This window comes from Bradyrhizobium cytisi (assembly GCF_008123515.1).
GTDB classification, from domain to species: Bacteria; Pseudomonadota; Alphaproteobacteria; order Rhizobiales; family Xanthobacteraceae; genus Bradyrhizobium; species Bradyrhizobium cytisi.
In genome coordinates this window covers 89,093-113,508 of the sequence record NZ_VSSR01000038.1, presented here as the reverse complement: position 1 = coordinate 113,508, position 24,416 = coordinate 89,093, and the positions used below count along the sequence as shown (strand labels likewise).

The window sequence follows — 24,416 nt, the reverse complement described above, 5'->3', positions numbered from 1 at the left end:
CAGATGGGCGAACGCTCTAGATGTCGCGGCCTTCGACCTTCTCGGTCAAAGCCTTCACCTGATCGGGAATCTTCTCGAGGTGCGGATTGACGGCGAGCGCCTTGCGATAGGCCTCGAGCGCGCGCTTCTCGTCGCCGACGTCCTGCATGATCATGCCGAGCCCCGCGAGCGCGCCGAAATGACGGGGCTCCCTGGTGAGCACCTCGCGGATGTCGGCGAGCGAGCGGGCATAATCGTTCTGCATGTAGTAGAGCGTGGCGCGCCGATTCCAGGCTTCGATGTAGTCGGGGCGGAGCTTGATGACCGAATCCAGCAGCTTGATCGCGACGTCGATCTTCTTCGCATCGACGGCCGCCTTGGCCCGCGCCATCAACAATGCTGCGGTGTCGCTCGGGGTCTGGAGCCAGATCGCCCAGATCCGCGCCTCGACATGCTTGGCGCTGTCTTCGTCGGGGGCGGCCTTCAGCGCGCCGAACAGGAAATCGAGATTCTTGGTGCGCTCGGCCTTGGGCAGCTTGGCCGGCGCTTCCGGCAGCTTCTTCTGCTGCTTCGCCGGAGGGGCCGGATCATCCTGCGCCAACACGGGCGCGAAGCCGGCGGTCCCGAGAACCAGAACCAGGCACAGCGTGCGCGCGAAAGGGAATCTCACTGCCATCATCAAAGTCTAAACGCGTAAAGCCGCCCTTGCAAAGCAGGGCGGCGTCAAACTCGTGTGAGACCGTGGTCTTGCGGGGCGCGTGCGCGAGGCGAGCGCGAAGGCGATCAGCCGCCCGGATCAGCCCGCCCGGATCAGCCCTGGCGAGCCTTGAAGCGGCGCTGCACCTTGTTGATCACATAGACCCGGCCCTTGCGGCGGACCAAGCGGTTGGCGCGATGGCGACCGCGCAGCGACTTCAACGAGTTACGGACCTTCATGGCAGAATCCTGAACGTTCGAAAGGCCGTGTTCGGCACTACCGTTTCGGCACGCGCGAATGTGGCAAAATGAGATCTTTCCCGCTGGCGGACTGACCGCCCGGGACGGGGCGGTTCTTAAGGCATGGCGGGAGGTGATGTCAATGTTAACTGCCCGGTTCCGAACCGGCAAATTCGTGAAAACAACCCCATGCACAGTAGAAACGGCCGGACCGGCCCGATTCTGACCGCTCCGCCCAACCAAGGTTCGCTTGCCAAGTTCGTTATATCATATAATCAATTTGGCAACCCGTCGGGAGGACACCCATGCCTAAGCTGAAGCTGCCGAACATTGACGATGTCGTCGCCATCGACATCCACACCCATGCCGAGGAGCCCTGCGGCTGCCATCCAGACGACGGCTACGACGATTTCCAGGCGCAAATGGCCGACTACTTCAAGTCGCCGAACAAGCATCCGCCGACCGTGCCGGAGACCGCGGCCTATTATCGCTCCAAGAACATCGCCGCGGTGATCTTCCCGGTCGACGCCGAGCGCGAGACCGGCTTCCGCCGCTACAACAATTACGAGATGATCGAGGCCGCCTCCGACCATCTCGACGTGCTCATCCCCTTCGTCTCGATCGACCCGCACAAGGGCAAGCTCGGCGCCCGCGAGGCGCGCAAGCTGATCGAGGAATACGGCGTGCGCGGCTTCAAATTCCATCCGACCATGCAGGGCTTCTACGCCAACGACCGCATGGCCTACCCACTCTACGAGGAGATCAACAATGGCGGCGCGATCGCGCTGTTCCATACCGGCCAGACCGGCGTCGGCTCGGGCATGCCGGGCGGCATGGGCATGCGGCTGAAATATTCCAACCCGATGTACATGGACGACGTCGCAGCCGACTTCCCCGACCTCAAGATCATCCTCGCCCACCCCTCCTTCCCCTGGCAGGAGGAGGCGCTGTCGGTCGCGACCCACAAGCCGAACGTCTACATCGACCTCTCCGGCTGGTCGCCGAAATACTTCCCGCCGATCCTGGTGCGCTATATCAACTCGATCCTGCAGGACAAGATGCTGTTCGGCTCGGACTGGCCGGTGATCACGCCGGACCGCTGGCTGTCGGACTTTGCCAAGATCGAGATCCGCGACGAGATCCGCCTGAAGGTGTTGAAGGCCAACGCGCGCAAGATTCTGGGGATCTAGGCAGGTACGCGTCAGCGCAGCGCATTGCCGCTCTGCAGAGCGGCGATACGCATTCCCCGACCTAACGGCTGGTGTGATCCGCCCCACCCACCTCCTTGGTGAAGGCGAGCAGGAGCGTGCTGAGCCGAACCGGTTGCTCCTGTTGGATCCAGTGACCGGCGCCGTCGATCAGCTCGATGTCACGCATCCTCGTTGCCGCCTTCGTCCTCATGAGATCGATCGCGCCCGGCGCCGCATAGGTGCCCCAATCGCTTTTCCCGCCAATGAAGAGCGACGGGACGTCGATCGTCTTGCCCGAAAACAGGCGCAACTCAGCGTTCAGGTCGGGGTCGGAAAAGACGCGATAAGCCTGCAGGGCGCCTTGAAACCCGGTGCGGCCATACTCCTCCGTGTACACGGCAAGCTCCGGCTCGGTGAGCCATTTGCAGGCCTCCACCTCCGCGGCGGAAGGTTGGAATGGAGCGACGGTCTGCGGCATCGTCTTACCGAGATCCATGACGTAGTAGGTGGGCATTTGTGCAAGTTCGATGGCGGTCGGCGCCTTCAACGGATGCGGCTTATTTCCCGGCCAGTCAGCGCTCTTGGCGTAGAAAAATGCACGAAGAAACGCGTGTAAGCCTTGAGGCGGGTGCCACAGATCATCGTTCGCCTCCCGCGTGCTCAGATATTGCTGATAATGCTTTCGCGGCGGATCGAGCGCCGCCAGCGCGGCCGCCAACTTTTGATTTCCAGTGTTCGGTTGAGCCGACGATGCCTCGCTTTCCGCAATGTTGAACGGAAACGCCGGCGGACCGGGGAACGGTGCGCTCATCAGCACCACCGAGGGAAAGACGTCGGGTCGGGCCAACGCACAATAGGCCGCCACGGGTGAGCCGAAGTCGTGCCCGACGAGCATTGCCGTGTTTCGATACCCCAACGCCGAAACCAATCCGAGGGCGTCACGCGTCATATTCAACAAGCTGAAAGGCTCTAGCGGGGCGTCATAGCCGTTCACCCAACCGGTGGTGCGACCAAAACCCCGCTGGTCGGGCGCCACGACATGGTACCCGGCGTCAGCCAGAATTGGGATCAGGTGTCGCCAGCCGTAAGCCAAATCCGGAAAGCCGTGCAGAAGCAGCGCGAGCGGTCGGCCGGAGCTTTCGTAACCGGCTTCGAGAATATGGACATCGAGGCCGTTGACCCCATGGATCATGCGCGAGCGCACCCCCTTGGGAAGCGTTCGCCCGCCGTATGATGATGTGGTCAAATCACTTCCTCCAATAGGGTTTGCGCGGGCCGGGAAAAGCGAAGCCGCAATCAGGCTGGCCGCGCCCATCGCTAAGACGGCTCGTCGGGACACTGATGGCTTGAAACTACATGGACGACTCATCAGCCGGGCTCTTTCTATGGTGATCGCCATAGTATGGCGATCACCATAGTCGCGTCAAGCGGATCGTGTTAGGTTCACGGCATGCCACGTAAGACTGATGCCCGCGCTCGCGCGATTGCCACGGCCGAACGCCTGTTTCGCATCCAGGGCTACACTGCGACTGGATTGACCCAGATCATTGAAGAAAGCGGCGCGCCCAAAGGATCGTTCTACTTCCACTTTCCACGCGGCAAGGCGCAGCTCGCAGAGGAGGCCATCGATCATTACGTTGCGACTAGAATTGCGGTATTGCGGACTATCTCGGCGAATACGACGGGCGATGCTCTGAATTTCGTTCGCCAGATTTTCGGTACATTCGCGGCCGAAATGGTCGCCTCTGATTTCCAGTATGGATGTCTGATGCAAAATCTGGCGAATGAGCTGCCCGCGCTCGACGCTGAGCTGACCAAACGGGTAGCGCGCGGATTTGCCGATTCAACCGAGATTGTTGCGGAGCATTTCAGGGGGTGCGGTTTCGCTCCCGCGCGCGCATCCTCTACCGCAGCCGCATTGGTAGCCGCCGTCGAAGGCGCGCGAACGATCGCCCGCCTGGAGCGCACGCCGGCTGTATTCAAGGCGCTGGCGGATGTCAGCGTCCAGAGGTGGGCCGCCCCCGAGGGGTGATCCGGGTTCAATGTTCTCGCCCCGGGCGCATGGATCGCCATCCGGACGCCTTGTATAGTCCTTGCGCCCCTACGACCCCGGAGGACCGGTCAATTGCCCCTCAAAGCCGTCGTCTTCGATGCCTACGGGACGCTCTACGACATCCAGTCGGTCGCAGAGATCACCGAGGATGCGTTTCCGGGCTATGGCGAGATCATCACGCAGGTCTGGCGGATCAAGCAGCTCGAATATACCTGGTTGCGCTCGCTGATGCGGCGCTACCAGGATTTTTCCACCGTCACGCGCGACTCGCTGGCCTATACGCTGCGCGTGCTCGGGCTTACCTACGAGCGCGAGGCCTTCGAGCGCGTCATCGAGAAATATCTGCATCTCGATCTCTATCCGGATGCGACCGCAGCGCTTACCGCGCTGAAACCGCGAAAGCTCGCGATCCTGTCCAACGGCAGCCCGGACATGCTGACTACGCTGGTGCGCAATTCAGGCCTCGACCGCCTGCTCGATGCCACCATCAGCGTGGACGCGAAGAAGATCTTCAAGCCGAGCCCGCAGGCCTATGAGCTGATCGGCGAGGTGCTCGGCACCAAACCAGACGAGGTGCTGTTCGTCTCCTCCAATCCCTGGGACGTGGCCGGCGCGAAAGCGTTCGGGCTCAACGTTGCCTGGATCGAACGGGTGACGCCGGAGGCCATGGCGTTGGCTTGCGTCGAGAACGAACTCGTGGCACCGCTGACGCTATTCAAGGCGATCCGCACACAGATGGACGAGCTCGGCTTTGCGCCGGATCATCGCGTCCGCTCGCTCTCGGAGCTGGCAAGAATCGCCTGAATCAAGCATCGCCTGAGTATCGCCGCCCCCCGTAAGTCCTCGATGAGCTGACTGGAATGAGCCTGGAATCCGTTCGCGCCTTCTTCGCCGAGAAAGCCCCCGACATCACAGTCATGGAATCCCCGATCAGCTCGGCGACCGTGACGCTGGCTGCGGAAGCCTACGGTGTCGAGCCCGGCATGATCGCCAAGACATTGTCGCTACGCGTCGGCGAGCGCGTGATCCTGATCGTCGCCGCCGGCACCTCGCGGATGGACAACAAGAAGATCAAGGCTGCTTTCGGCGGCAAGCCGAAGATGCTCGGCCTGGAAGAGGTCGCCGAGATCACCGGCCACGAGGTCGGCGGCGTCTGCCCGTTCGGGCTGAAGTCGCCACTGCCGATCTATTGCGACGTCTCGCTGAAAGAGTTCGACGTGGTGGTGCCGGCCGCAGGCTCGACCCACAGCGCCGTGCGCATCACGCCGGGGCGGATGGCCGAGCTGACCGCGGCCGAATGGATCGATGTCTGCGAGGTCAGGCCGTAAAGCGGCTACAGCCGGTACTGATGCCTGATGCATTTGCCGGTCAGGGAGGCTAATGTCTGGACCATGCCCGACGACAAGGTGAAACGACGACTGACCACTGTGCTGTGTGCCGATGTGCACGGCTATTCTCGCCTCATGGAAGCAGACGAGGCGGGAACGCTGGAAACGCTCCGCCGCTACCGCACGGCCATTGCGGGATTGGTGGAGCGTCATGACGGCCGCATCGTGAATACCTGGGGCGATGCTATCATCGCCGAGTTCGCCAGCGTCGTCGAGGCCGTGCAATGCGCGGTCGAGATTCAGCAGGAAATTTCCAACCAGGATTCGGGCCCACCTGACGCAAACCCGATGCGGTTTCGCATCGGCGTCAATCTCGGCGATGTGATGGTGGATGGTTCCGATCTTTATGGAGACGGGGTCAATATCGCGGCGCGTCTGCAAGAACTCGCCGAACCCGGCGGCATCGTGATCTCCAGCTCCGCCTATGACCAAGTGCACAACAAATTATCTGTTGGCTTCGACTGTCTCGGCCAGCGTCCCATGAAAAACATTGCTCCCATGACCAGCTATCGTGTGACCATGAGCGGCCAAACCGCTCAAGCACGGAGCTTTCCGCCTGGCGAACGCCTGACGTCTCAGGGCGCTGTTGCGGGTTCGGAGACTGGCGCCGTACACCGCGACAGATACCAGCAATCCACGTGGATGCGCTTCGTTTCGGATGGGCTTGCAAAGCTGCCCCGCCCGGTCGCAGTGGCCCTCACGGTGTCGGCCTTCCTGATCCTGATCAATGTTTTCACTGGGATGCACAGGATCTGGTTCCATTGGCCAGTTGCAGCGATACTCTTCGGCGTCCTCATGCGGACAGCGCTCGGGCGTCGACCTGAGTCGGACGGCAAGAGGAACCGCTGAATGAGGCGGCATGACCGCGTCTTCACGCCTGCCGCTGCGCATCTTTCCGGATCATGTTCTCAGAAGCGCTGATCGTCGCCATCGTCATAGGGCCGCGGCTGCGCCTGCGGAGGTGGCGGCGGCGCATTGTTATAGCGAGGCTGCGGCACAGCCCGGCCGCGCGGAACCGGCTGCTGTGGTGGCATCTGGTTGTTGGACTGGAACACCGCGCGACAGCCGCTGGAGAGTTGCGGCGTGTTCTGCCGCAGGCAGGCGGTGATGCGGCTCACATCCGGGATCTGATCGCTGCACAGGCGCCAGACATCCGGCGTGCAGGCCATCTGCTGCTCCATGGTGCCGCGATATTCCTCGGCGGACGCGGCGCTTTGCGCGACGATGCCGCTGATCGCAAGCGCCGCACCCAGCGCAATTCGCTCTGTTCGCATGGTCCCAATTCCTTCTCGAATCCCTCGATTTGTCCTGAATCAATGAGACGCGGTCAGGTTCTGGCCCAACAAAAAAATGTGAAAATTCGGGTAGGAACCTACTCGACCCTGCCGATCTTCCTGACCGCCGCGATCAGCCGCGCACTGTCGGTCGCCACGAAATCGGAGAACGCTGGCGCATCCTGATAGGCGACCAGACTGCCCGAAGCATCGAAGGTCTTGAGCACGTCAGGGCTCGTCATCACCTGCGCCATCGCCTCGCGCAAGCGGCTTGCGATCGGCGCGGGAAGAGCGCTCTGCGCAAACAGCCCGGCCCAGATGTACATCTCGACATCCTTGTAGCCGAGCTCCTGGAAGGTCGGCACGTCGGGAAAGCTCGCAACACGTTGCGCACCGCAATTGCCGAGCACGCGCAGCTTGCCGTCGTCGACCTGCGGCTTCAGCGTGCCCGGTGCCGCTGCGATCGCCTGCACGGTGCCGCTGAGCAGCGCGGTCAATGCCGGCCCCGCGCCGCGAAACGGCACGTGCAGCAGCTTGATGGCCGCGCTGTTGGCGAACATCTCCATTGCCACATGCAGCGTGCCGTAAGGTCCGGATGAACCATAGGTGATCTGGCCCGGGCGCTTCTTCGCGTCCTCGACGAATTCCTGCGCAGTCTTCCATGGCGCCGAAGTCGGCACCGCAAGCAGCGTGGGATCGGCCAGCACGCGCGCGATCGGCATGAACTGCGACACTTCATACGCGACCGGACGATCGAACAGCCGGTCGGCCTCGGGCAGGACCGCGAGCGAGGACAATGTCATCAGCAGCGTGTAACCGTCGGGCTCGGCGCGCGCGGCTGCAGCGTTGCCGACCGATCCGCCGGCGCCGCCGGCGCGGTTGTCGACGATGACGGACTTGCCGAGGATCCGCTCCAGCGCCTGCGCGACGGGACGTGCCGCAAGATCGGCCTGGCCGCCGGCCGGGAACGGCACGATCATGGTGATGTTGCGGGCGGGGTAGCTTTGCGCGAAGGCCTGTTCTGACAACGCGGCCCGCAACAACGGCAATGCGGCAACGGCGCGCAAGACGTCGCGTCGATCCATGGCAGCCCCCTCCTCTTATTTTCTTGTTTCGCTCCCAGCCTAGCGCGGCGATCGGCAAGAACAAGCTGTTTACGAAGCGTTATCCATGTTCGCCCCGCTCCGGAACGCATCGCGGCACCCTCCGTTGCCTTCAGAAGGTCTTGCCAGGGAGAGTGCCATGGGAAAATTCGCGACCATCGACGTGGCGCTGGACGAGATGCTGGTGAACCTCGCAGCGATCGTCCTGCGGCTTTCAAAGCCCGAAGTGACGCGAACGCCGGAAGCGCGGCGTGCCCTGGCGCAATCGGTGCATCAATACGCAGTGTGCGCCGCACGTTCGACCGACCCGCGTGTTCACGATTTGAAGTCGCAGCTCGAGCAGACCGTAAAGCCGAGCTTGCGCATTGTCGCAATCGACGGCGTGAAGGTGTCGTAGTCCGAAGTCGTCATTGCGAGCGTAGCGAAGCAATCCAGAGTGTCTCTGCGGAGCGATTCTGGATTGCTTCGCTGCGCTCGCAATGACGAGCGGATGAAGCCGTGCCTATCTTGCGACGGCTACCCCGCCTTCCCACCCTTCTTCGACTGCCGCTTGCATGTGCCCGGCAGCTTCGCTGCGAGAAAGTCGCCGAGCGCTTCGACGCGCGCGGGGCGGGGGCCGCCCGGTGGGGTCACGAGGTGCACGGCGCCTTCGGCCTGCTTCCAGTCCTTCAGGATCACTTCGACTTCACCGGACGAAATGGCATCGCCGACGATGAACTCTGGGAGCTCGGCGATGCCGAGGCCGGCGATCAGCGACGGCATCACGGCTTCGCCATTGTTGACGCGAAGCAGGCCGCCGGGGCGGACGCTGGCCTGCTCGCCGGCGGAATTGGTGTAGTGCCAGACGTTCGCCGTCGAGAGATAGGCGTAGCTGAAGCATTTGTGCTCGGCGAGATGCATCGGATGCGTCGGCCGGCCGTGCTTCGTGAGGTAGGACGGCGCGGCCACGGTGAAGCGCGGCATGGTGAAGAGCCGCCGCGCGATCAGTGACGAGTCCGGCAGCCGCGCGATCCGCACCGCCATGTCAAAGCCCTCGCCGATCAGGTCGATGGTCGCGTCGCTCAAATGCAGATCGACCGAGACCTCCGGATAGGTTTCGAAAAACTCCGGCAGCAGCGGCGCCACCGCCTTGATCCCGAACGTCATCGGCACCGCGAGCCGCACCAGGCCGCGCGGCGCCACCGATTGCGCCAGCGCCTCGTTCTCGGCCGCCTCGCCGTCGGCGAGCAGGCGCGTCGCGCGGTCGGCGAGCTTGTGGCCGGCATCGGTCAGCGCCAGCCGGCGCGAGGTGCGGTTGAACAGGCGGGCGCCGAGCCGCTCCTCCAGGCGGGTCACGGCCTTCGACACCGTGGCCTTGGACATCGTGAGCTCGCCTGCTGCCCCCGCAAACGACCGCAATTCCACGACTTTTGCGAAAATCGCGAGCGCCTCGAAATCGGGGAGTTTTGCCATGGCAACGGTCCCAATCAGGATATTTAGGGAAACAATGTGTTTCGACAGTTTCTATTTCTATACCACAGGCGGAGGCTTATCCAAGGGTCATCGGAAATTCAGGACTGGAGAAATCCAATGACCAAGAAGCTCTCAGGCAAGGTTGCTCTCGTCACCGGCGGTTCGCGCGGCATCGGCGCGGCCTCGGCCCGCGCTCTCGCCGATGAAGGCGCAGACGTCGCCATCAGCTACGTCGCCTCGCCCGAAAAAGCCGAAGCCGTCGTCGGCGAACTGAAGGCCCGGGGCGTCAAAGCCCGCGCCTTCAGGGCAGACCAGGCCTCCGCCAAGGACGTGACGAAGCTCGTCAACGATGTCGCCAGGGAATTCGGCCATCTCGACATCCTCGTCAACAACGCCGGTGTCGCCAATGGTGGCGCGATCGACGACGCCAACGCCGACACAGCCGCGCTGGAGCGGCAGGACCAGGTCAACGTGCATGGCGTGATTGCGGCGATCCGCGCCGCCTCGCAGTTGATGGGTGAAGGCGGCCGCATCGTCACCTTCGGCTCGATGCTCGCCGACCGTGCCTCGTTCCCCGGCCTGGCCGACTACGTCGCCACCAAGTCGGCGGTCGTTGGTTACACCAAGGGCGCGGCGCGCGACCTCGGCCCGCGCGGCATCACCGTGAATGTGGTGCAGCCCGGCTCGATCGACACCGACATGAACCCGAAGGATGGCGGCGAGTTCGCCGAGACGCAGCGCAAGCAGCACGCGCTGCAGCGCTTCGGACGGCCTGAGGAGGTTGCCGCCGGCGTGGTCTTCCTCGCAAGCCCGGAAGCCTCCTTCGTCACCGGCACCGTGCTCAACGTCGACGGCGGGTTTGGCGCATAACGCCAAACCCGCCCCTCCAATCAGGGAACCACTTCCATGATCGAACTCAGACCTTTTGCAAAACTCGGCGGCGCCGATCACGGCTGGCTCAAGGCCAAGCATCATTTCTCGTTCGCAAGCCATTATGACCCGAGCAACATGGGCCACGGCGCCTTGCGGGTGTGGAACGACGACGAGATCGCGCCGAACACCGGCTTTCCCGCCCATCCCCACGCCAACATGGAAATCATCACCTATGTGCGCGAGGGCGCGATCACCCATCAGGACAGCCTCGGCAACGAGGGCCGCACCGAAGCGGGCGACGTGCAGGTGATGAGCGCCGGCAGCGGCATCCGCCACTCCGAGTACAATCTCGAGCCGACCAAGACGCGGATCTTCCAGATCTGGATCGAGCCGACGCTGCGCGGCGGTCAGCCTACCTGGGGCTCAAAACCGTTTCCGAAGTCGGGTCGCTCCGGCAAGCTCGTCACCATTGCGAGCGGCATCGAAGGCGACACCGACGCGCTGCCGATCCGCGCCGATGCGCGGGTGCTCGCCACCACGCTGAAGGCCGGCGAGAGCGCCGAGTACGAGCCGCAAAAGGCGCGGCACCTCTACCTGGTGCCCGCGGCGGGCGCAGTCGAGATCAACGGCGTGCGCGTCAATGCCCGCGACGGCGCCGCGATCCGCGACGAGGCCAGGCTGACGATCACCGCGCTGGAAGACACCGAGCTCGTGCTCGTGGACGCGGCCTAAACAATCCAAGCAACCCATCATCTCAACCGATCCCAACGGAGACCACCATGACCAAAGTTCTCGTCCTGTATTATTCCGCCTATGGCCACATCGAAGCGATGGCCAATGCCGTTGCCGAAGGCGCGCGCGAAGCCGGCGCCACCGTCGACATCAAGCGCGTGCCAGAACTCGTTCCGGCCGAAGTCGCAAAGGCCTCGTATTACAAGGTCGATCAGGCCGCCCCGGTCGCAAAGATCGAGGACCTCGCCAATTACGACGCGATCATCGTCGGCACCGGCACCCGCTTCGGCCGCATGGCCTCGCAGATGGCGAACTTTCTGGACCAGGCCGGCGGACTCTGGGCCAAGGGCGCGCTGCACGGCAAGGTCGGCGGCGCCTTCACCGCGAGCGCAACCCAGCATGGCGGCCAGGAGACCACGCTGTTCTCGATCATCACCAACCTGCTGCATTTCGGCATGGTCGTGGTCGGCTTGAACTATGGCTTTGCCGGCCAGATGAAGCTCGACGAGGTCACCGGTGGCGCGCCCTACGGTGCCACCACGATCACCGGCGGCGACGGCAGCCGCCAGCCCAGCGCCAATGAGCTGGCCGGCGCGCGCTATCAGGGACGCCAGATCGCGGAGACCGCCAGAAAACTGCACGGCTAAGCTGCACGGCTAAGCTTCAGCTGCACAACCAGCTGCATGGCAGATGCGATTAGGCCGGCATCGGTCAAGCCTGAGTGATGTCTGCGTGCGGCGGGATGGTAACCGCCGGCGCCGATGCGGGCGCCGTTGAAAGCCACCAGCCGTCGCCGGCGAACCAGCAGGTATCGTCGGGCACGTCTCCTCGCCGCAGCGACTGCACGCTCTCCCATCCCTTCGCAAACGCCTCGGCCAATCGGCGGCCGGCATCCGCATCCTGAAGTCCGGCGCAACCGATGAACTGGGCCCGCCCCAGGAATTTGGCCGGCCAGGCCGCGCCCTGCTCCGGGCGCGTGATCATCAGCATGCCGCCGAGCACGCCTTCCGGCGCCAGCGGAAACACCAGCCGCCCGCCGGGCCGCAACGCCGCGAGCCATTCCGTGGCCGGCTGCGCGGCGCCCGCGCAGACATAAATCACGTCGACATCAGGCAGATCGGACGCAATGCCCGAGCGCTCGCGCAGCTCGACTGTGGCGAAGTGCTTTAAATTCTCGCGTGCAAGCGCCGCCAGGCGTTCGTCGATCTCATAGGCATAGACGCGGCCATTGCGACCGGCGAGCTCGGCGAGAATGGCGGTGTAATAGCCGCTGCCCGCGCCGATCTGCAGCACGGTCTCGCCTTCCCTGACGCCGCAGCCACTGAGCCAATAGGCGTGCGCGCCGGGCATGCCGATGTTGACGCCACGCGCCGAATCCAGCGCCAGCAGCGCGTTCTGATAGAGAAAGGCGGGATCGTCGTCGGGCGTCTCGACGTAACGATGGCCGCCGAACGAGATCGACCACGGCCCGGGCCCGGCGAAGGGTTCGCGCCTCACGTTGCGAAACGCCTGCTCGAGACGCGGGTCCGTGGTCTTGGCTGCAGCGCAGATCAACTGCGCATAGAACGCGCGAAATTTGTCCGAACGATCGTCCATGTCGCCTCCTGGCGGCGGCGACGATAGCACAATCATTGCGATATTCGAGTGACCGTGCAACCCGCGAACGTGGACGGCTCTAGCGCGTACCCTTGCCGATCGCCCGCGCCGCGAAGGCGGCGAGCCTCGGATGGCGGCGCAAGCCCTGGGCAGCATGGTCGCGCAGCACATAGGGCAGCCCGCGCCATGACAGGGCGACGCTGACATCGGTCAGGGCGACCTGCTCCGCGCCGAAGCGGCGCTTGTAATCGTGATTGCCGATGCTGAGATCGAAGCGCCGCACGCCCTGCGCATGCAGCGCTGCCATGGTGCGCTCGGTCACGAGCAGCCCCGGCGAGCAATTCGCCCACGTCTTGCCGGCATGGCCGATCCGCAGCAAATAATAGGTCGCACCATATCTGACGCCGAGCGTGGTGGCGACGACGCCCTCGTCGCAGACCAATGCCGAGATCACGGCATAACCTTCCACAACGCCTTGGCGAGCCACCTCGCGATAGAAAGCAGCATGGGCCTCGTCGTTGAGGACGAACCGCGAGCCGAGCTTCTGCATGCGCTCCTGCTGCTGGACATCCATCACGTCGAGAAGCTCGTGCGCGCGGGCAACATCGTTGGCAATCTCGAACCGCGCGCCGGCATGACGGCTGAACACGCGCCAGCAGCGCGGCATCTGCATGCGCTTGATCGACGCCTGATAGTCCGCATAGTCGTCGCCGGTCAGCACGAGATTGCCGTTGAGCGAGCAGGAGCCGGAACGGCCCAGCGACAGCAGCGGGTTCGGCTTGGCGCCGACATAGGCCGGCATCTTCTTCAGCCGCAGCAGGTCGAAGCCGTCAGGCAAGGCGCGCAACGCATCCACCAGCGCCGCGCCGATCGCCTGCGCGCCGACCGCATCGAAGGTCGCGTCGCAGGCCAGGATCGGAGCGTTGTTGTCGGAGACACCGAGATCGGCAAACTCGACGACGCGGATGCCGCGCCTGAAGTGGCTGAACATCGGCACCATCGCGATGTCCTTGCCGGTCGCCGGATCTGCGATGATTGCGATCAGCGGCGCTACGCCATGAAAGGCTTCGTACCAGGCACCGAGCCAGTAACCATGCTGGAATGCGGTGCGATAGCCCGCATTCAGGCGCAATGCGGCCTGTCGCCAGTCACGCAAGAAATCGACTGAGATTCCCGATGTGCTGGACACCCGACCATCTAGTTGCTCGAGGCTGAGAAACGCCATTTGCGGGGGCATACGGTTACTGAACGTGTCCAGATAGATTATGTTTTGTCGCAGACCACAAGTTACGTCGATGCTTATCGTTAAGCCGATACCGTCGCAGCGCGCGCAACGCCCCCGTGTCCCGATATGAAACGCACGACTGCGACAAGCTGTCAGCGATCGGGTTCCATTTGCGCGACGCATTGGAACCGGGCCAGGAAATGCAACCCGGCGGCCGCGAGCGCGAACATGAACCAGACCGGGTTCTGCCGCTCGAGCAAGAAGGTCTCGGTCGTCCCGAAATACAGGCCGAACAGCCAGATGGTCAGGAACAGCTTGCCCAGCGCGTTGCTGCGGTTGTGAGCCTGGGTCTCCTGGAAATTGCGAAGCGGCGCCAGGACGAAGATGAGGACGACCAGCAACAGGCCCGGCAGGCCGATGGTGACGGCGAGATCGAGATAGCTGTTGTGGCTGTGCGCCGCAGTCACCGCCCATTCGGAGCCTTTTGCGGTCTGCCGCGCGGTCACGTCGTCCCAGAATGCCGCATAGCCATGGCCGGTGATCGGCTTTTCCGCCACCGCTGCCAGCGCGAATTCCCAGATGTCGGAACGGCCGGTGAAGGTGGGATCGACCGGAAGCGCTCGCGTGATGCTGCCAAGCGCCGGGCTCAGGACGCTGCCGACCGTCAGCAGATTCATCACGATCAGCGGCGCGAAGCAGATGATCCGCTTTAGCCACAGGCTGCGCGTGACGTAGACCAGCGACGCCAGCGCATAAATCGCCAGGCACAGCACCGACGATGTCTTGCCGCCGGTGAAGATCAGGAAGATGCCGGCCAGCAGGGCGACCGCGGGCCCCATCACGAAGGAGCCGACGGCAGACAGGTAGATACCGACATAGACCAGGATGGTCATCACCGGCGAGGCGACGTTCTTGTGGCCAAAGCTGCCGCGCCAGTCGCCGGCGAGCTGCGGCTCGGTGATGTCGAGCGCGCTATGGATCGAATATTGCGGGGCGAGAAAGACCCCGAGAAAGCACAGCGCCAGCAGCACCAGCGCGGCGCCGCCGAGGCAGAGGTTAAAGCTCCGCTGCGTCGGCGGCAGCAGCGGCAGGATCACCGCGAGCGAGGTGACGCTGGCTGCGAGCACGAAGCGCTGGATCGAGACCTCGCGGCTCTCCGACAGAACGACGTTGATCAGCATCCAGCCGACCAGGCAGAGATGCAGCGGCGTCACCAGGGTCTTCAGCGAGGGCGCATCGGTGGTGAGAACGAGCATCACGCCGATTGCGCCGAGCAGGCCGAAGGTAATGTAGTTCAGCGCCATGCGCCCGCCGACGACGGTGGCGACGTCCTCGCTGCGCAGGTCCGGAAACGGATCGAGCGTGATCATGACCAGCAGCAGGGCCGCCACCATAATGAGGCAGCGCGCCACCTGGACGACATTCAGCTTGGCGAGCTCGTCGCGCAGCGCATGGCCGAGCGAACGGGCCTCGACGTCAGTCATGTCTGCGGCGCTGCGATCCATGCCTCTAGGCCGGGTGGGAGGATGGGGGACCTCAGAGGTCTAGCCCATCCCCGTTAACCATCCGTCAACCAGCATGCCGGAGGTGGCGGCGACCCGCTGCTGCCGCGCGACGCTGCGCGCGATCTCGTAATATTGCAGCGCGCGCTCCTCCAGCGTCAGGTTGTCCATGATGTAGCCGCGCGGATCGAATTTGCCCGAGGTGCAGCCGGCCCAGAAATCGGTCCAGCGGTCCTCGAAGCCGGCGCGGTCGACGAATTTGAGACCGCAGCGATCGTCCCAATAGGGCACCGACGACACCGGCTCGAACTGGACGCGGTGCGGATAATAATCGGGATCGGGCCAGGGGCCGCCGGGATCCCAGGCAAACACCGGCACGCCGCAGGACAGCGCCTGCTGATAGGCGATGCCCTGGCTCTCGTTCTGGCACAAGAAGATCATCGCGCGCGAACGCGCCAGCGCGGCCTGATAGTCTTCCTCGTTGTAGCCGCCGTAACGCAGCTCGGTGAACGAGCGGCCTTCCTTGATCAGCCGCGCGCGAACCGGCTCGACCAGCTCCGGCACGTAGCGGTCACGATCCCAGCTGACCTTGTCATAGAGGAGAACGTCGACGGTCTTGTCGCGCGGGCGCGACGGCGCCCACAGATCGGTGTCGATGCCAACCGGCCAGGCTTCGGTCTCCGGCCAATAAGGCCGGTACATGTCGGCATACCAGTCGCCGGGCACCACGACCTTCTTGACCGGAAGGCGCTTGAACAGATCGGGATCGTCGAGCGGATGATTGTGGGCGGCAACGCCAAGCAGGATCGGGTTCTTCCACGCAAACTTGTCGAGCAGGAAGGTGCGGCCGATGATGCAGGCGACTTCCTCGGGATGCTGCCCGATGTAGCCGTAGTCGTTGACACGATAGCGGATGCCGAGCCGGTCGAGCCCGGCGCAGAGATTGAGGAACACGCGCAGCTGTCCGCTCATGCGCGGCTCGCCGAACAACATCTTGCGTGCCATGCGCCGCAGATGCCGGTCGCCGGGAACCCAGCGATCGTCCTTATCCTCGTAGAACAGGTTGAGGATCATGTCGTCCGGATCGTAGTCGAATGTCTTTGCGGGCACTGGATCCATCCGCGGCAATCGGGCCTGCATTCTCGCATGAGACCCGCTGTCGCACCTCTGAAAATGCAGCGACAGACTTAACGCAGCAGGTTTAACGCTAATCTACGAAACCGACGACGAGACGGCCTTCGCAGCAACGATTTGATCGTTATGCGGGTATCATCCGCGCCAGCTCAGACCGCGATTGCCGACGGCCTGGTTAACAGATTCTTAAACACGACGAGCCATCGCTTGACCCTCACCGACGCCACGCTCGATGCACCGGCCGCCGCGGCCGCGGATGCGCGCGCAACGTCGCCTGTGGTTTCCGTGATCGTCCCTGCGAAGAATGCCGCGGCCTATATCGGCGAGACCATCGCAAGCGCGCTGGCGCAGGCCGATGTCTCCGAGGTGATCGTCGTCGATGACGGCTCGACCGATGATACTGTGGCGATCGTCCATGCCATCCGCGATCCGCGGCTATGTCTGATGATGAACGACGCCAGCGGCGTATCGGCTGCGCGAAATCTCGGCGCACGAAGCGCGCGCGGGGACTGGTTGATGTTCCTCGATGCCGATGATCGGCTGCGGCCCAATGCCGTGACGACGCTGCTGACGGCGGCGAAGGCTGCGCCCCGCGCGATGCTGGTCTATGGCGACTACAACACGATCGACAGCGCGGGACAGACGATCGGCCGCCGCGGCCTCCTGAAGGGACGCCGCAAGCCGTCCGGCAACGTGCTGGAGCCGCTCGCCGGCGGCAATTTCATCGTCAACGGCGGCATCATGCTCGTTCGCGCCGACGCCTTCCGCGCCACCGGCGGCTTCGACGTCTCGCTCCGCTACTGCGAGGACTGGCATTGCTGGTGCCGCCTCGCCGCACTCGGTGACTTCGCCTACGTGCCAGAACTCTTGCTCGATTATCGCCTGCACACGGCCAACACGATGAACGCGGCGGTGCGGACGCCGCAAGACTTCTTTCCAGCGGTCGCGCGCGTGTTCGACGATGAGTTGATCCTCGGCAAGCTGCCGGCCGGCACTGCGCCCCGTTTGCGGCAGGCAGCGGAAATCCACCTCGTGACCTATGCGGCGACGCAAGCCGTCCGCTTCGGGAGATATCGCGAAGCGCTCGGTTATCTCGGCATGGTCGGCCGGCGCTCGCTCAAGGCGATGCCGCGGTCCGCGATCAGGATCGCTCTGTCTTATTTTGGAATCTGACGCCCCGGCGCGAACACGTCAGGAGACGGTCGTCGAGGCCTTGTAGGGCTTCGGATCAAAACCAAAAGCCGCGAGCGCAGAACCGACGGCCACCAATACGGGGTGCATCGCGACGACGGCTTTCGATGACGTCAGCAGGCGAGCCGAGCGGACCAGCGACAGCGGCAACCGCCCGAGCATCCGCGCAAACACCCGCGCCCGCGCCGCCGCGCCTGGCGCAGCCTTGATCTGCACACGATAGTTGATCGCGCCGATGCGCAGGCCGCGCCTGGCAATCCAACCGAGGCTGGTGCGGTCTTGCGGCACGGTCTCGGTGATGACGGCCTCCGCGGTCCAATGGAAATTCATGCCGGCATTGCGGCCGCGATAGAAGAAGTCGCAGTCTCCGCCGCCAAGGAAATTGAATTGTAGATCGAAGGCAGGGCTGCCGAGCCGCTCGAACGCCGCGCGGGTGATCAGGCAGTTGCCGCAGCCGTAGATCAGCGGCACCGCACCGGTGTAGTCGTAAGCGGGACAGAAGGCGGGATGGCGAGCGAGCCAGGGCCGGCTGTGGTCGTCGAACACCGGAAGCACCGGACCGCCGACCACGTCGGCACCGGTCGCCTCCGCAGTGCGAACCATCAGCTCGAGCCAGTCGGGCGAAGCGATCTCGTCATCATCGATCATCAGGAAGCGGGTCGCAGCCGGAAACAGCGCCTGCGCCGTCTCGAACGCGGCGTTGATCGCCTGGCAATTGCCCTGCCGCTTCTCGACCAGGCAGATGCCCTGGAGCTTGCCCGAAGTGAGATACTCCGCGGCCACCGGCGCGCTCGCGCGCCCGGCCGCGTCGTTCTCGACCATGACCACCGCAAAGGCGCGCGGGGTGCGCTGGTTGACGAGCGAGTCCAGCGTCAGCCGCAGATGGTCGGGGCGACGGAAGCAGGGAATGCAGACGACGATGCCGACCGAGAGATCGATGACGCGCGAGCTCGCGGCGATCTCCCGGTTGGGATCGCGCACGGCATCCGAGATCCGGCTGGCGGACAAATCGATCGGGATCAGCGTCATGGCGTTCTAGATGACCGAGATATGTTGAAAAAGCCCTGCGTCCATAGTCCCAAGGCGATACGGCCGGGCGGGACAGATACGTCCCAAGATGAACGGCCTGCTGCAGCGCTCAAGCTGCACCGCGACGCTAGTGTGCCCGCTATGACGCGTCCTATCATGCGCTTAACCGCTTTCGCGTGTTTTCCCTGCGAATTCCTGCGCGCGTGGTACTGCAATTTGCAGTCCATCACCCGCCAACAGCGTAACATGGACAATGCCGTAGTTAACGCATGGCCGGATTAACCCGGCCGTAAGCACCGCGACCGGTGAAGGCCTGCGGCATCAGATTTGCTCTTCGGGCACGAGATATTTTTCCTGTAAATTTGAGTCGAACAAGCGCGGTCAGAAAAACATGAACAAGTCAGCCACGATCGATCTCGCGACGCCTACCAGTGCCCAAAACCTCACAAGTCCCGCGCACACCCAGGCTCTGCTCGACCTCGTCGCCGGCGAAGCCCGCGACAGCCTGCTCGGCGTTCACGAGGTGCTGCGCCGCGAGCTGCCGCAGGGCCGGCTTGCAATCTACGAGGCCGGCGGCGGCTCCTCGAGCTTCCTGCCCATGGACGTGCTCGGCCGCAGCCGTGTGATCGTCGTCGATATCGACGAAGACCAGGTCCGCAACAACACCTACGCCGACGAGGCGATCCTCGGCGACGTCCAGACCTATCGTTTCGGCCCGGAAACGTTCGACGTCGTGATCTGCTACAACGTGATCGAGCACTTGCCCGACGTCGAGGCGGCGCTCCTAAACTTCCGCGATGCGCTCAAGCGCGGCGGCATGATCCTGATCGGGGCGCCCAATCCACGCTCGCTGTCCGGCGTCGTCACCAAATATTCGCCGCACTGGTTTCATGTCTGGTTCTACCGCACTATCCGCGGCATCAGGACCGCCGGCCTGCCCGGCGAGGCGCCGTTCCCGACCTTCTTCCACCCGCTGGTGACGCTGTCGAAACTCGAAGCGTTCGCCGTGGACCATGGCCTGGAGATGATCTACCGCCGCGAGGTCGAGAGCCCGCGCTATCCCGAGATGCGCCAGCGCAAGCCGCTGTTCGCCGCCCTCGTCGACGCCGGCGCCGCGATGATGAACGCCGTGCTTCCTCGCGGCACCGACGTCCGCCGCGGCGACTATCACGTCATCCTGCGAAAGCGCTGACGGTCATGCGCGCGCTGGCCGGCTGTCACGCTGCGAAGCCGCACGCGCGCGCGCCGCGAGGTACGCACGGTAACGAACCGTTAATCACTGAGGGAGCGCTGCCGCCGGGGCGTCACGACGACGCGGCAAATGGCGACCTGCGCTTAAACGCTTTGTTTGCCATTTCGGTGAATAGTCCCTCAATGAGTATGGTTAATTTTCCCTGTTGCGTTGATTGCGCACCTATTTCCCCGGTGCGAGGCGTAAAGCGAAGAGTAACCCCTCAGCGCGCGGGCGTTGGAATGAAAGCTGGGGATTATGCTTGACTATAACCAGCCGATCGACCGGGCCAGACATCCGACCATGTCGGAGGCCCCGCAGCGGACATCCGAGGCCAGCTTCAACGTGCTGGAGCTCGTCCGCCTGCTATGGCGGCGCAAGATTGCGATTGCTTCTGCCGCGCTGATCGGCGCGTGCCTCGCCGTCACCGTCGGCAAGAGCCTGACGCCCCGCTACACCGCGACCGCCCAGCTTTACGTCGATCCTCGCGAGCTCCAGCTCGTCGATCGCGAGCTCACGCCGCGCGCGCAAGATCTCTCCGGCATGTCGATGGTGATCGAAAGCCAGGCACGCCTGATCACGTCCAACAGCGTATTGCTGCGAGTGATCCAGCAAGCCAATCTCGACAAGGATCCCGAATTCGGCAGCGGTGGTGATGGCAATAGCCCGATGTCGTCACTGCTCGGCCTGATCGGTCTCCAGCCCCGTGCTCCCTCCGCTGCGGACATCAAGGACGTGCAACTCGCCGCCCTCGACGCGCTGAACAAGCACATCACCATCCGCAAGACCGAAAAGAGCTTCATCGTCGATATCGAGGTCTGGTCGACCGACCCCGCCAAAGCGGCGATGCTCGCCAACACCTTGACCAACGTCTATCTGACAGAGTCCCGCAACTCGCAGGCCCTGGCGGCGCGGCGCGCGACCAGCGAACTGTCCGGCCGGCTGAAGGAGCTGCGCGAACGGCTGCGCAACGCCGAAACAGCACTTGCCACCTACAAGGCGCAAAACAATTTTGTCGGCACCCAGGACGCGCTGATATCTGATCAGCAGCTCTCCTCCAGCAACCAGCGGCTCTCCGCGGCTCGCGCGGCGACGATGGACGCGCAGGCACGGCTGGACCAGATCGAGGCAAACAAGCGGACCGCCGCGGATGCCGGCGCCATTCCCGAAGCGCTGCAATCGCCGACGATCGCGAACCTGCGCGCGCAATATGCCGACGCCCGCAAGAAATATGCGGAGCAGACCGCCGAGCTCGGCCCGCGCCACCCGGCACTGCGCCAGACCGAAAAGCAGGTCGAGGATCTCAAGCGCACCATCAGCGAGGAGATCGAGCGCTTTGCGCAATCGGCCAAGAACGATCTGACCCGTGCCCGCGACTATGAGGCGTCGCTCAACCGGGCGCTGGAGGTGCAGAAGCGGCAGAGCGTGCAGCTCAGCCAGGCCGCCGTGCGCCTGCGCGAGCTCGAGCGCGAGGCCGAAGCCAGCCGCGACGTCTATCAATCCTTCCTCAAGCGCTCGCGCGAGACCGAGGAGCAGGAGACCCTGAACACCTCCGCGGCCCGGGTTATCGGCGAGGCCACGGTGCCGCAACGGCGCTCGTTCCCGCCGGCGATGAGCCTGTTCGCCATGATCGGCTTCATCTTCGGCGCACTTGCCGCCGCCTCCTGGTTCGTCGCGGCCGAGCATCTGTTCAACGGCGCGACCGCGCCCGAACCGAGCCGCCGCGAGCGCACGCCCGCGCAGGATCTTACGAGACCTCAGCCCGAAGCGGCCGCGCCTCCACCTGCGCTCGCGCTGGTCGAGAAACCACTGATCGCCCGCCTTCAGGAAGCCGACGTGATCCGCACGCTCGGCGCCATTCTCGCCACCGGCGGTGGCGTCGATCTGACCCGCGTCGGCTGGCCGACGCTGCGCCCCGGATTTCCGCTGACGACGCTGCTCAACGCCTTGCGCGATATGCGGGCGGCGATGGCTCGTCGAGCCGGCGGCAAAACCATGCCGGTGATGGCGCTGGTCGGCGCCGGCGACACCACCGGGCGCAGTGTGGCCGCACTGAATTTCGCGCTCGCAGCCGCGCGCGACGGCAGCCGCGTGCTGATGATCGACGCGGACCATCAGGCGCACAGGCTCTCGAGCAAGGTCAATCGTCCCGGCAAGAGCGAGCCGAGCAAGCTTGGCTGGCTCTCGATCGGAGCCAAAACTGCGCGCGAGATCAAGACCGTCAACGGCATCTCGGTGTTGCCGGCGGCCGAGAGCGATGCCGGCAAGGCCGCTGATGCCATCCGCAAGGCGATCGCGCAGGCGCGCTCGGCCGGCGGTTATGACGTCGTCATTCTCGACGGCCCCGCGATGCCGCTTTCTGCCGCCGGCCGCAAGCTGCTCGATAGCGCCGATGCGCTGGTGGCGGTGCTGCCGACCAGCCTCGACATCAATGACAGCATGGAAGAGATTCTGGCCGCACTCGGCAGTGCCCAGCGCAAGCTCGTCGGCGTGGTGCTCGACGAGCTCGCCCCCGCGACCCAAACGCGCCAGCGAGGCAAACAATATGCTTGAGCGCCGCGTCAATCTGGACGGCCGGGCCGCGACTGCCGAGGTGCCACGGATCACCGTCGGCGGCCTTCGCATGGCCGCACTCGACCTGGAAGCCACCGCCGATTTCATGATCGAGGCGACGGATCCGCGTCATCGCATTGGCCGCCCGTTGTATATGACGTCGGCCAATGGCGAGGTGCTGGCGCGCTGCTCGACCGAGCCGCAGACCGAACGCCTGTTCCGCGCCGCCGATCTGATCAATGCCGACGGCCAGCCGCTGGTGGCGGCGTCAAAGCTGCAGTCCTGGTTTCCGCTGCCGGAGCGCGTTGCCACCACGGACCTGTTCCATATCGTCGCGCGCAAGGCTGAGGTTGCCGGCCGCACCTTCTACATGCTCGGCGCCAGCGAGGAAGAGAACGCTGCGGCGGTCAGACGGGTCCAGAACATGTATCCGAAGCTCAAGATCGTCGGGCACAGTCACGGCTATCTCGATGGCGACGCACTGCGGGCCAAGGTCGAGGAGATCAACGCCCTCGCGCCGGATTGCCTGTGGGTCGCGCTCGGCGTACCTTCTGAACAGGCCTTCGTCGAGAAATACACGCCGCTGCTGACCAATGTCGGCGTTATCAAGACGTCAGGCGGCCTGTTCAATTTCCTGTCGGGCAGCCGCTCGCGCGCACCGCAATGGATGCAGCGGATCGGACTCGAATGGGCTTGGCGCACCTGGCTCGAGCCGCGCCGCCTGTTCTGGCGCTATTTGACCACCAACCCCCGCGCGATCTATCTTCTCTTCAGCCGCAATCGGCCGTTCAATCGCTGAGAAGGTAGAACGACATGAATGACCAGCCGACTGTCCTCGTCACAGGAGGCGCGGGCTATATCGGCTCGCATGCCTGCCGTGCCCTTTCCGCTGCCGGCTATCGGCCCGTCGTCTATGACAATCTCACAACGGGTCATCGCAGCTTCGTGGCCGGGGAGCTGGTGACGGGCGATCTGCTCGACGGCGCGACGCTGGCGCGCGCCTTTGCCGACCATAAGGCGACGGCGGTGATGCATTTCGCGGCGGCGAGCCTTGTCGGCGAATCCATGACCGACCCGCAGAAATATTACATCAACAACGTCCAGGGCACGCTGTCGCTACTCCAGGCGATGCGCAACGCCGGCTGCCACCGCATCGTGTTCTCCTCGAGCGGCGCGGTCTATGGCAACGCCGATTCCAAGGCGCTGCCGGAGGATTTTCCCTGCGCGCCGATCAATCCTTACGGTGCTTCGAAGTGGATGATCGAGCGCATGCTCGCCGATTATCGCGCGGCCTACGGCTTCGGCGCGTTCTGCCTGCGCTATTTCAATGCCAGCGGCGCCGATCCGGCCGGCGGCATCGGCGAATTGCGTGACAACGAGACGCATCTCATTCCGCGCGCCATGATGGCGCTGCAGGGTCATGTCGAGTTCGCCGTGTTCGGCGGCGACTATGACACACCCGACGGCACTGCGATCCGTGACTATATCCACGTCACTGATCTCGCTGCTGCGCATGTCGCGGCTTTGAAGCTGCTGGAAACGGGACATACCGGCGGCAGCTTCAATCTCGGCACCGGCGCGGGCTTCTCCGTGCGCGAGATCCTCACTGCTATCAGGCAGGAAACCGGGCGCGAGGTGCCGCACACCGTCAAGCCGCGCCGCGCCGGCGATCCCACCTATCTGGTCGCCGACCCTTCGGCCGCCCGAAAAGTGCTGGACTTCGTGCCGCGCCATTCCGACCTGCCGACCGTGATCCGCACCGCCTGGGCCTGGCACCAGAAGGCGCATCCGCTCAAATCGCGCTAGGCGTCGTATTATCTTGCCGACCGGAACTCCGAGCGGCTAAAGAGATTGTTACAGTCAGCGGCGGCGACCAAGCCGGCCGCCGCATGGCCGCCAATGGAAGCGGCGCACGTGGCTCGACCGACAGCGCGAGCCGATTTTTCACAGCGAAGGCGACAATCGAGTCCGCGCA

At 64.1% G+C, this 24,416-nt stretch carries 25 protein-coding genes; 14 read left to right on the top strand and 11 right to left on the bottom strand.

What is annotated here, in order from left to right:
• Positions 1-16 precede the first annotated feature (16 nt).
• Together FXB38_RS23120 and ykgO are read right to left on the bottom strand one after the other, a co-directional pair.
• Positions 17-655 (bottom strand): tetratricopeptide repeat protein, encoded by a 639-nt coding sequence (locus FXB38_RS23120; protein ID WP_148753264.1) that lies wholly within the window; start codon positions 653-655, stop codon positions 17-19.
• Between the two features lie 134 nt (positions 656-789).
• Positions 790-915 carry a type B 50S ribosomal protein L36 gene (gene ykgO, locus FXB38_RS23115; protein WP_006611362.1) on the bottom strand — a complete coding sequence of 42 codons (126 nt, stop codon included), beginning with the start codon at positions 913-915 and terminating at the stop codon, positions 790-792.
• A 305-nt stretch (positions 916-1,220) separates the two neighbouring features.
• Here ykgO and FXB38_RS23110 point away from each other — a divergent pair, with 305 nt between their 5' ends.
• The gene (locus FXB38_RS23110; protein WP_148753263.1) at positions 1,221-2,105 is read left to right on the top strand and encodes an amidohydrolase family protein; all 885 of its coding nucleotides are present in this window, start codon (positions 1,221-1,223) and stop codon (positions 2,103-2,105) included.
• A gap of 61 nt (positions 2,106-2,166) precedes the next feature.
• Here FXB38_RS23110 and FXB38_RS23105 read toward each other — a convergent pair whose 3' ends face one another.
• The gene (locus tag FXB38_RS23105; protein WP_246230058.1) at positions 2,167-3,351 is read right to left on the bottom strand and encodes an alpha/beta fold hydrolase; all 1,185 of its coding nucleotides are present in this window, start codon (positions 3,349-3,351) and stop codon (positions 2,167-2,169) included.
• 204 nt (positions 3,352-3,555) lie between these two features.
• Here FXB38_RS23105 and FXB38_RS23100 point away from each other — a divergent pair, with 204 nt between their 5' ends.
• From FXB38_RS23100 to FXB38_RS23085, 4 genes are all read left to right on the top strand, one after another.
• Positions 3,556-4,137: a TetR/AcrR family transcriptional regulator gene (locus tag FXB38_RS23100; protein WP_148753262.1), complete on the top strand. Its 582-nt coding sequence runs from the start codon at positions 3,556-3,558 to the stop codon at positions 4,135-4,137.
• A 93-nt stretch (positions 4,138-4,230) separates the two neighbouring features.
• On the top strand, positions 4,231-4,962 hold the full coding sequence (locus FXB38_RS23095) for a haloacid dehalogenase type II (protein WP_148753261.1): 732 nt from the start codon (positions 4,231-4,233) through the stop codon (positions 4,960-4,962).
• Positions 4,963-5,018: 56 nt separating this feature from the next.
• Complete coding sequence (locus tag FXB38_RS23090; RefSeq protein WP_148753260.1) at positions 5,019-5,486, top strand: YbaK/EbsC family protein; 468 nt, start codon at positions 5,019-5,021, stop codon at positions 5,484-5,486.
• 63 nt (positions 5,487-5,549) lie between these two features.
• Positions 5,550-6,395 (top strand): adenylate/guanylate cyclase domain-containing protein, encoded by an 846-nt coding sequence (locus FXB38_RS23085; RefSeq protein WP_148753259.1) that lies wholly within the window; start codon positions 5,550-5,552, stop codon positions 6,393-6,395.
• 59 nt (positions 6,396-6,454) lie between these two features.
• Here FXB38_RS23085 and FXB38_RS23080 read toward each other — a convergent pair whose 3' ends face one another.
• Complete coding sequence (locus FXB38_RS23080) at positions 6,455-6,820, bottom strand: hypothetical protein (protein ID WP_148753258.1); 366 nt, start codon at positions 6,818-6,820, stop codon at positions 6,455-6,457.
• A 98-nt stretch (positions 6,821-6,918) separates the two neighbouring features.
• Complete coding sequence (locus FXB38_RS23075) at positions 6,919-7,905, bottom strand: tripartite tricarboxylate transporter substrate binding protein (protein ID WP_148753257.1); 987 nt, start codon at positions 7,903-7,905, stop codon at positions 6,919-6,921.
• Between the two features lie 157 nt (positions 7,906-8,062).
• Here FXB38_RS23075 and FXB38_RS23070 point away from each other — a divergent pair, with 157 nt between their 5' ends.
• A complete protein-coding gene (locus FXB38_RS23070) occupies positions 8,063-8,320 on the top strand; it encodes a hypothetical protein (RefSeq protein ID WP_148753256.1) in 258 nt (85 codons plus the stop codon).
• 119 nt (positions 8,321-8,439) lie between these two features.
• On the opposite strand, the gene FXB38_RS23065 is transcribed toward FXB38_RS23070, so the two are convergent.
• Positions 8,440-9,375: a LysR family transcriptional regulator gene (locus tag FXB38_RS23065; RefSeq protein WP_148753255.1), complete on the bottom strand. Its 936-nt coding sequence runs from the start codon at positions 9,373-9,375 to the stop codon at positions 8,440-8,442.
• A 117-nt stretch (positions 9,376-9,492) separates the two neighbouring features.
• Between FXB38_RS23065 and FXB38_RS23060 the strand changes: the two genes are divergently transcribed.
• The 3 genes from FXB38_RS23060 to wrbA are packed head-to-tail and all read left to right on the top strand — an operon-like array spanning position 9,493 to position 11,627.
• On the top strand, positions 9,493-10,245 hold the full coding sequence (locus FXB38_RS23060; RefSeq protein WP_148753254.1) for an SDR family NAD(P)-dependent oxidoreductase: 753 nt from the start codon (positions 9,493-9,495) through the stop codon (positions 10,243-10,245).
• A 36-nt stretch (positions 10,246-10,281) separates the two neighbouring features.
• Entirely contained in the window at positions 10,282-10,980 is a 699-nt protein-coding gene (locus FXB38_RS23055) for a pirin family protein (protein ID WP_148753253.1), read from the top strand.
• Between the two features lie 47 nt (positions 10,981-11,027).
• Positions 11,028-11,627 carry an NAD(P)H:quinone oxidoreductase gene (gene wrbA / locus FXB38_RS23050; protein ID WP_148753252.1) on the top strand — a complete coding sequence of 200 codons (600 nt, stop codon included), beginning with the start codon at positions 11,028-11,030 and terminating at the stop codon, positions 11,625-11,627.
• A 64-nt stretch (positions 11,628-11,691) separates the two neighbouring features.
• Here wrbA and FXB38_RS23045 read toward each other — a convergent pair whose 3' ends face one another.
• From FXB38_RS23045 to FXB38_RS23030, 4 genes are all read right to left on the bottom strand, one after another.
• Positions 11,692-12,576, bottom strand: a complete 885-nt coding sequence (locus FXB38_RS23045) for a protein-L-isoaspartate O-methyltransferase family protein (RefSeq protein ID WP_187435075.1) — start codon at positions 12,574-12,576, stop codon at positions 11,692-11,694.
• A gap of 79 nt (positions 12,577-12,655) precedes the next feature.
• Entirely contained in the window at positions 12,656-13,801 is a 1,146-nt protein-coding gene (locus FXB38_RS42935; RefSeq protein WP_187435074.1) for a GNAT family N-acetyltransferase, read from the bottom strand.
• 152 nt (positions 13,802-13,953) lie between these two features.
• Entirely contained in the window at positions 13,954-15,306 is a 1,353-nt protein-coding gene (locus tag FXB38_RS23035; protein WP_148753251.1) for an O-antigen ligase family protein, read from the bottom strand.
• 39 nt (positions 15,307-15,345) lie between these two features.
• The gene (locus tag FXB38_RS23030) at positions 15,346-16,413 is read right to left on the bottom strand and encodes a glycosyltransferase (protein ID WP_148753250.1); all 1,068 of its coding nucleotides are present in this window, start codon (positions 16,411-16,413) and stop codon (positions 15,346-15,348) included.
• A 300-nt stretch (positions 16,414-16,713) separates the two neighbouring features.
• On the opposite strand from FXB38_RS23030, the gene FXB38_RS23025 reads away from it, so the two are divergent.
• Positions 16,714-17,610 (top strand): glycosyltransferase, encoded by an 897-nt coding sequence (locus tag FXB38_RS23025; RefSeq protein WP_246230060.1) that lies wholly within the window; start codon positions 16,714-16,716, stop codon positions 17,608-17,610.
• 18 nt (positions 17,611-17,628) lie between these two features.
• Here FXB38_RS23025 and FXB38_RS23020 read toward each other — a convergent pair whose 3' ends face one another.
• On the bottom strand, positions 17,629-18,657 hold the full coding sequence (locus tag FXB38_RS23020) for a glycosyltransferase family 2 protein (RefSeq protein WP_148753248.1): 1,029 nt from the start codon (positions 18,655-18,657) through the stop codon (positions 17,629-17,631).
• 391 nt (positions 18,658-19,048) lie between these two features.
• Here FXB38_RS23020 and FXB38_RS23015 point away from each other — a divergent pair, with 391 nt between their 5' ends.
• From FXB38_RS23015 to galE, 4 genes are all read left to right on the top strand, one after another.
• Positions 19,049-19,849: a class I SAM-dependent methyltransferase gene (locus tag FXB38_RS23015; protein WP_148753247.1), complete on the top strand. Its 801-nt coding sequence runs from the start codon at positions 19,049-19,051 to the stop codon at positions 19,847-19,849.
• A 297-nt stretch (positions 19,850-20,146) separates the two neighbouring features.
• Complete coding sequence (locus FXB38_RS23010) at positions 20,147-22,441, top strand: GumC family protein (protein WP_148753246.1); 2,295 nt, start codon at positions 20,147-20,149, stop codon at positions 22,439-22,441.
• Entirely contained in the window at positions 22,434-23,240 is an 807-nt protein-coding gene (locus FXB38_RS23005) for a WecB/TagA/CpsF family glycosyltransferase (RefSeq protein WP_148753245.1), read from the top strand. The genes FXB38_RS23010 and FXB38_RS23005 overlap by 8 nt, the downstream gene beginning before the upstream one ends.
• 14 nt (positions 23,241-23,254) lie before the next feature.
• The gene (gene galE, locus FXB38_RS23000) at positions 23,255-24,247 is read left to right on the top strand and encodes a UDP-glucose 4-epimerase GalE (RefSeq protein ID WP_148753244.1); all 993 of its coding nucleotides are present in this window, start codon (positions 23,255-23,257) and stop codon (positions 24,245-24,247) included.
• Positions 24,248-24,416: the final 169 nt, after the last annotated feature.

Excerpts from the sequence above, each read along its gene's own strand:
- FXB38_RS23045 (WP_187435075.1), bottom strand. The coding sequence starts at position 12,576 with ATGGACGATCGTTCGGACAAATTTCGCGCGTTCTATGCGCAGTTGATC.
- FXB38_RS23090 (WP_148753260.1), top strand. The coding sequence starts at position 5,019 with ATGAGCCTGGAATCCGTTCGCGCCTTCTTCGCCGAGAAAGCCCCCGAC.
- wrbA (WP_148753252.1), top strand. The coding sequence starts at position 11,028 with ATGACCAAAGTTCTCGTCCTGTATTATTCCGCCTATGGCCACATCGAA.
- galE (WP_148753244.1), top strand. The coding sequence starts at position 23,255 with ATGAATGACCAGCCGACTGTCCTCGTCACAGGAGGCGCGGGCTATATC.
- FXB38_RS23055 (WP_148753253.1), top strand. The coding sequence starts at position 10,282 with ATGATCGAACTCAGACCTTTTGCAAAACTCGGCGGCGCCGATCACGGC.
- FXB38_RS23070 (WP_148753256.1), top strand. The coding sequence starts at position 8,063 with ATGGGAAAATTCGCGACCATCGACGTGGCGCTGGACGAGATGCTGGTG.
- FXB38_RS23060 (WP_148753254.1), top strand. The coding sequence starts at position 9,493 with ATGACCAAGAAGCTCTCAGGCAAGGTTGCTCTCGTCACCGGCGGTTCG.
- FXB38_RS42935 (WP_187435074.1), bottom strand. The coding sequence starts at position 13,801 with ATGGCGTTTCTCAGCCTCGAGCAACTAGATGGTCGGGTGTCCAGCACA.
- FXB38_RS23010 (WP_148753246.1), top strand. The coding sequence starts at position 20,147 with ATGCTTGACTATAACCAGCCGATCGACCGGGCCAGACATCCGACCATG.
- FXB38_RS23075 (WP_148753257.1), bottom strand. The coding sequence starts at position 7,905 with ATGGATCGACGCGACGTCTTGCGCGCCGTTGCCGCATTGCCGTTGTTG.
- ykgO (WP_006611362.1), bottom strand. The coding sequence starts at position 915 with ATGAAGGTCCGTAACTCGTTGAAGTCGCTGCGCGGTCGCCATCGCGCC.
- FXB38_RS23065 (WP_148753255.1), bottom strand. The coding sequence starts at position 9,375 with ATGGCAAAACTCCCCGATTTCGAGGCGCTCGCGATTTTCGCAAAAGTC.
- FXB38_RS23080 (WP_148753258.1), bottom strand. The coding sequence starts at position 6,820 with ATGCGAACAGAGCGAATTGCGCTGGGTGCGGCGCTTGCGATCAGCGGC.
- FXB38_RS23100 (WP_148753262.1), top strand. The coding sequence starts at position 3,556 with ATGCCACGTAAGACTGATGCCCGCGCTCGCGCGATTGCCACGGCCGAA.
- FXB38_RS23035 (WP_148753251.1), bottom strand. The coding sequence starts at position 15,306 with ATGGATCGCAGCGCCGCAGACATGACTGACGTCGAGGCCCGTTCGCTC.
- FXB38_RS23120 (WP_148753264.1), bottom strand. The coding sequence starts at position 655 with ATGGCAGTGAGATTCCCTTTCGCGCGCACGCTGTGCCTGGTTCTGGTT.
- FXB38_RS23020 (WP_148753248.1), bottom strand. The coding sequence starts at position 18,657 with ATGACGCTGATCCCGATCGATTTGTCCGCCAGCCGGATCTCGGATGCC.
- FXB38_RS23015 (WP_148753247.1), top strand. The coding sequence starts at position 19,049 with ATGAACAAGTCAGCCACGATCGATCTCGCGACGCCTACCAGTGCCCAA.
- FXB38_RS23005 (WP_148753245.1), top strand. The coding sequence starts at position 22,434 with ATGCTTGAGCGCCGCGTCAATCTGGACGGCCGGGCCGCGACTGCCGAG.
- FXB38_RS23085 (WP_148753259.1), top strand. The coding sequence starts at position 5,550 with ATGCCCGACGACAAGGTGAAACGACGACTGACCACTGTGCTGTGTGCC.
- FXB38_RS23110 (WP_148753263.1), top strand. The coding sequence starts at position 1,221 with ATGCCTAAGCTGAAGCTGCCGAACATTGACGATGTCGTCGCCATCGAC.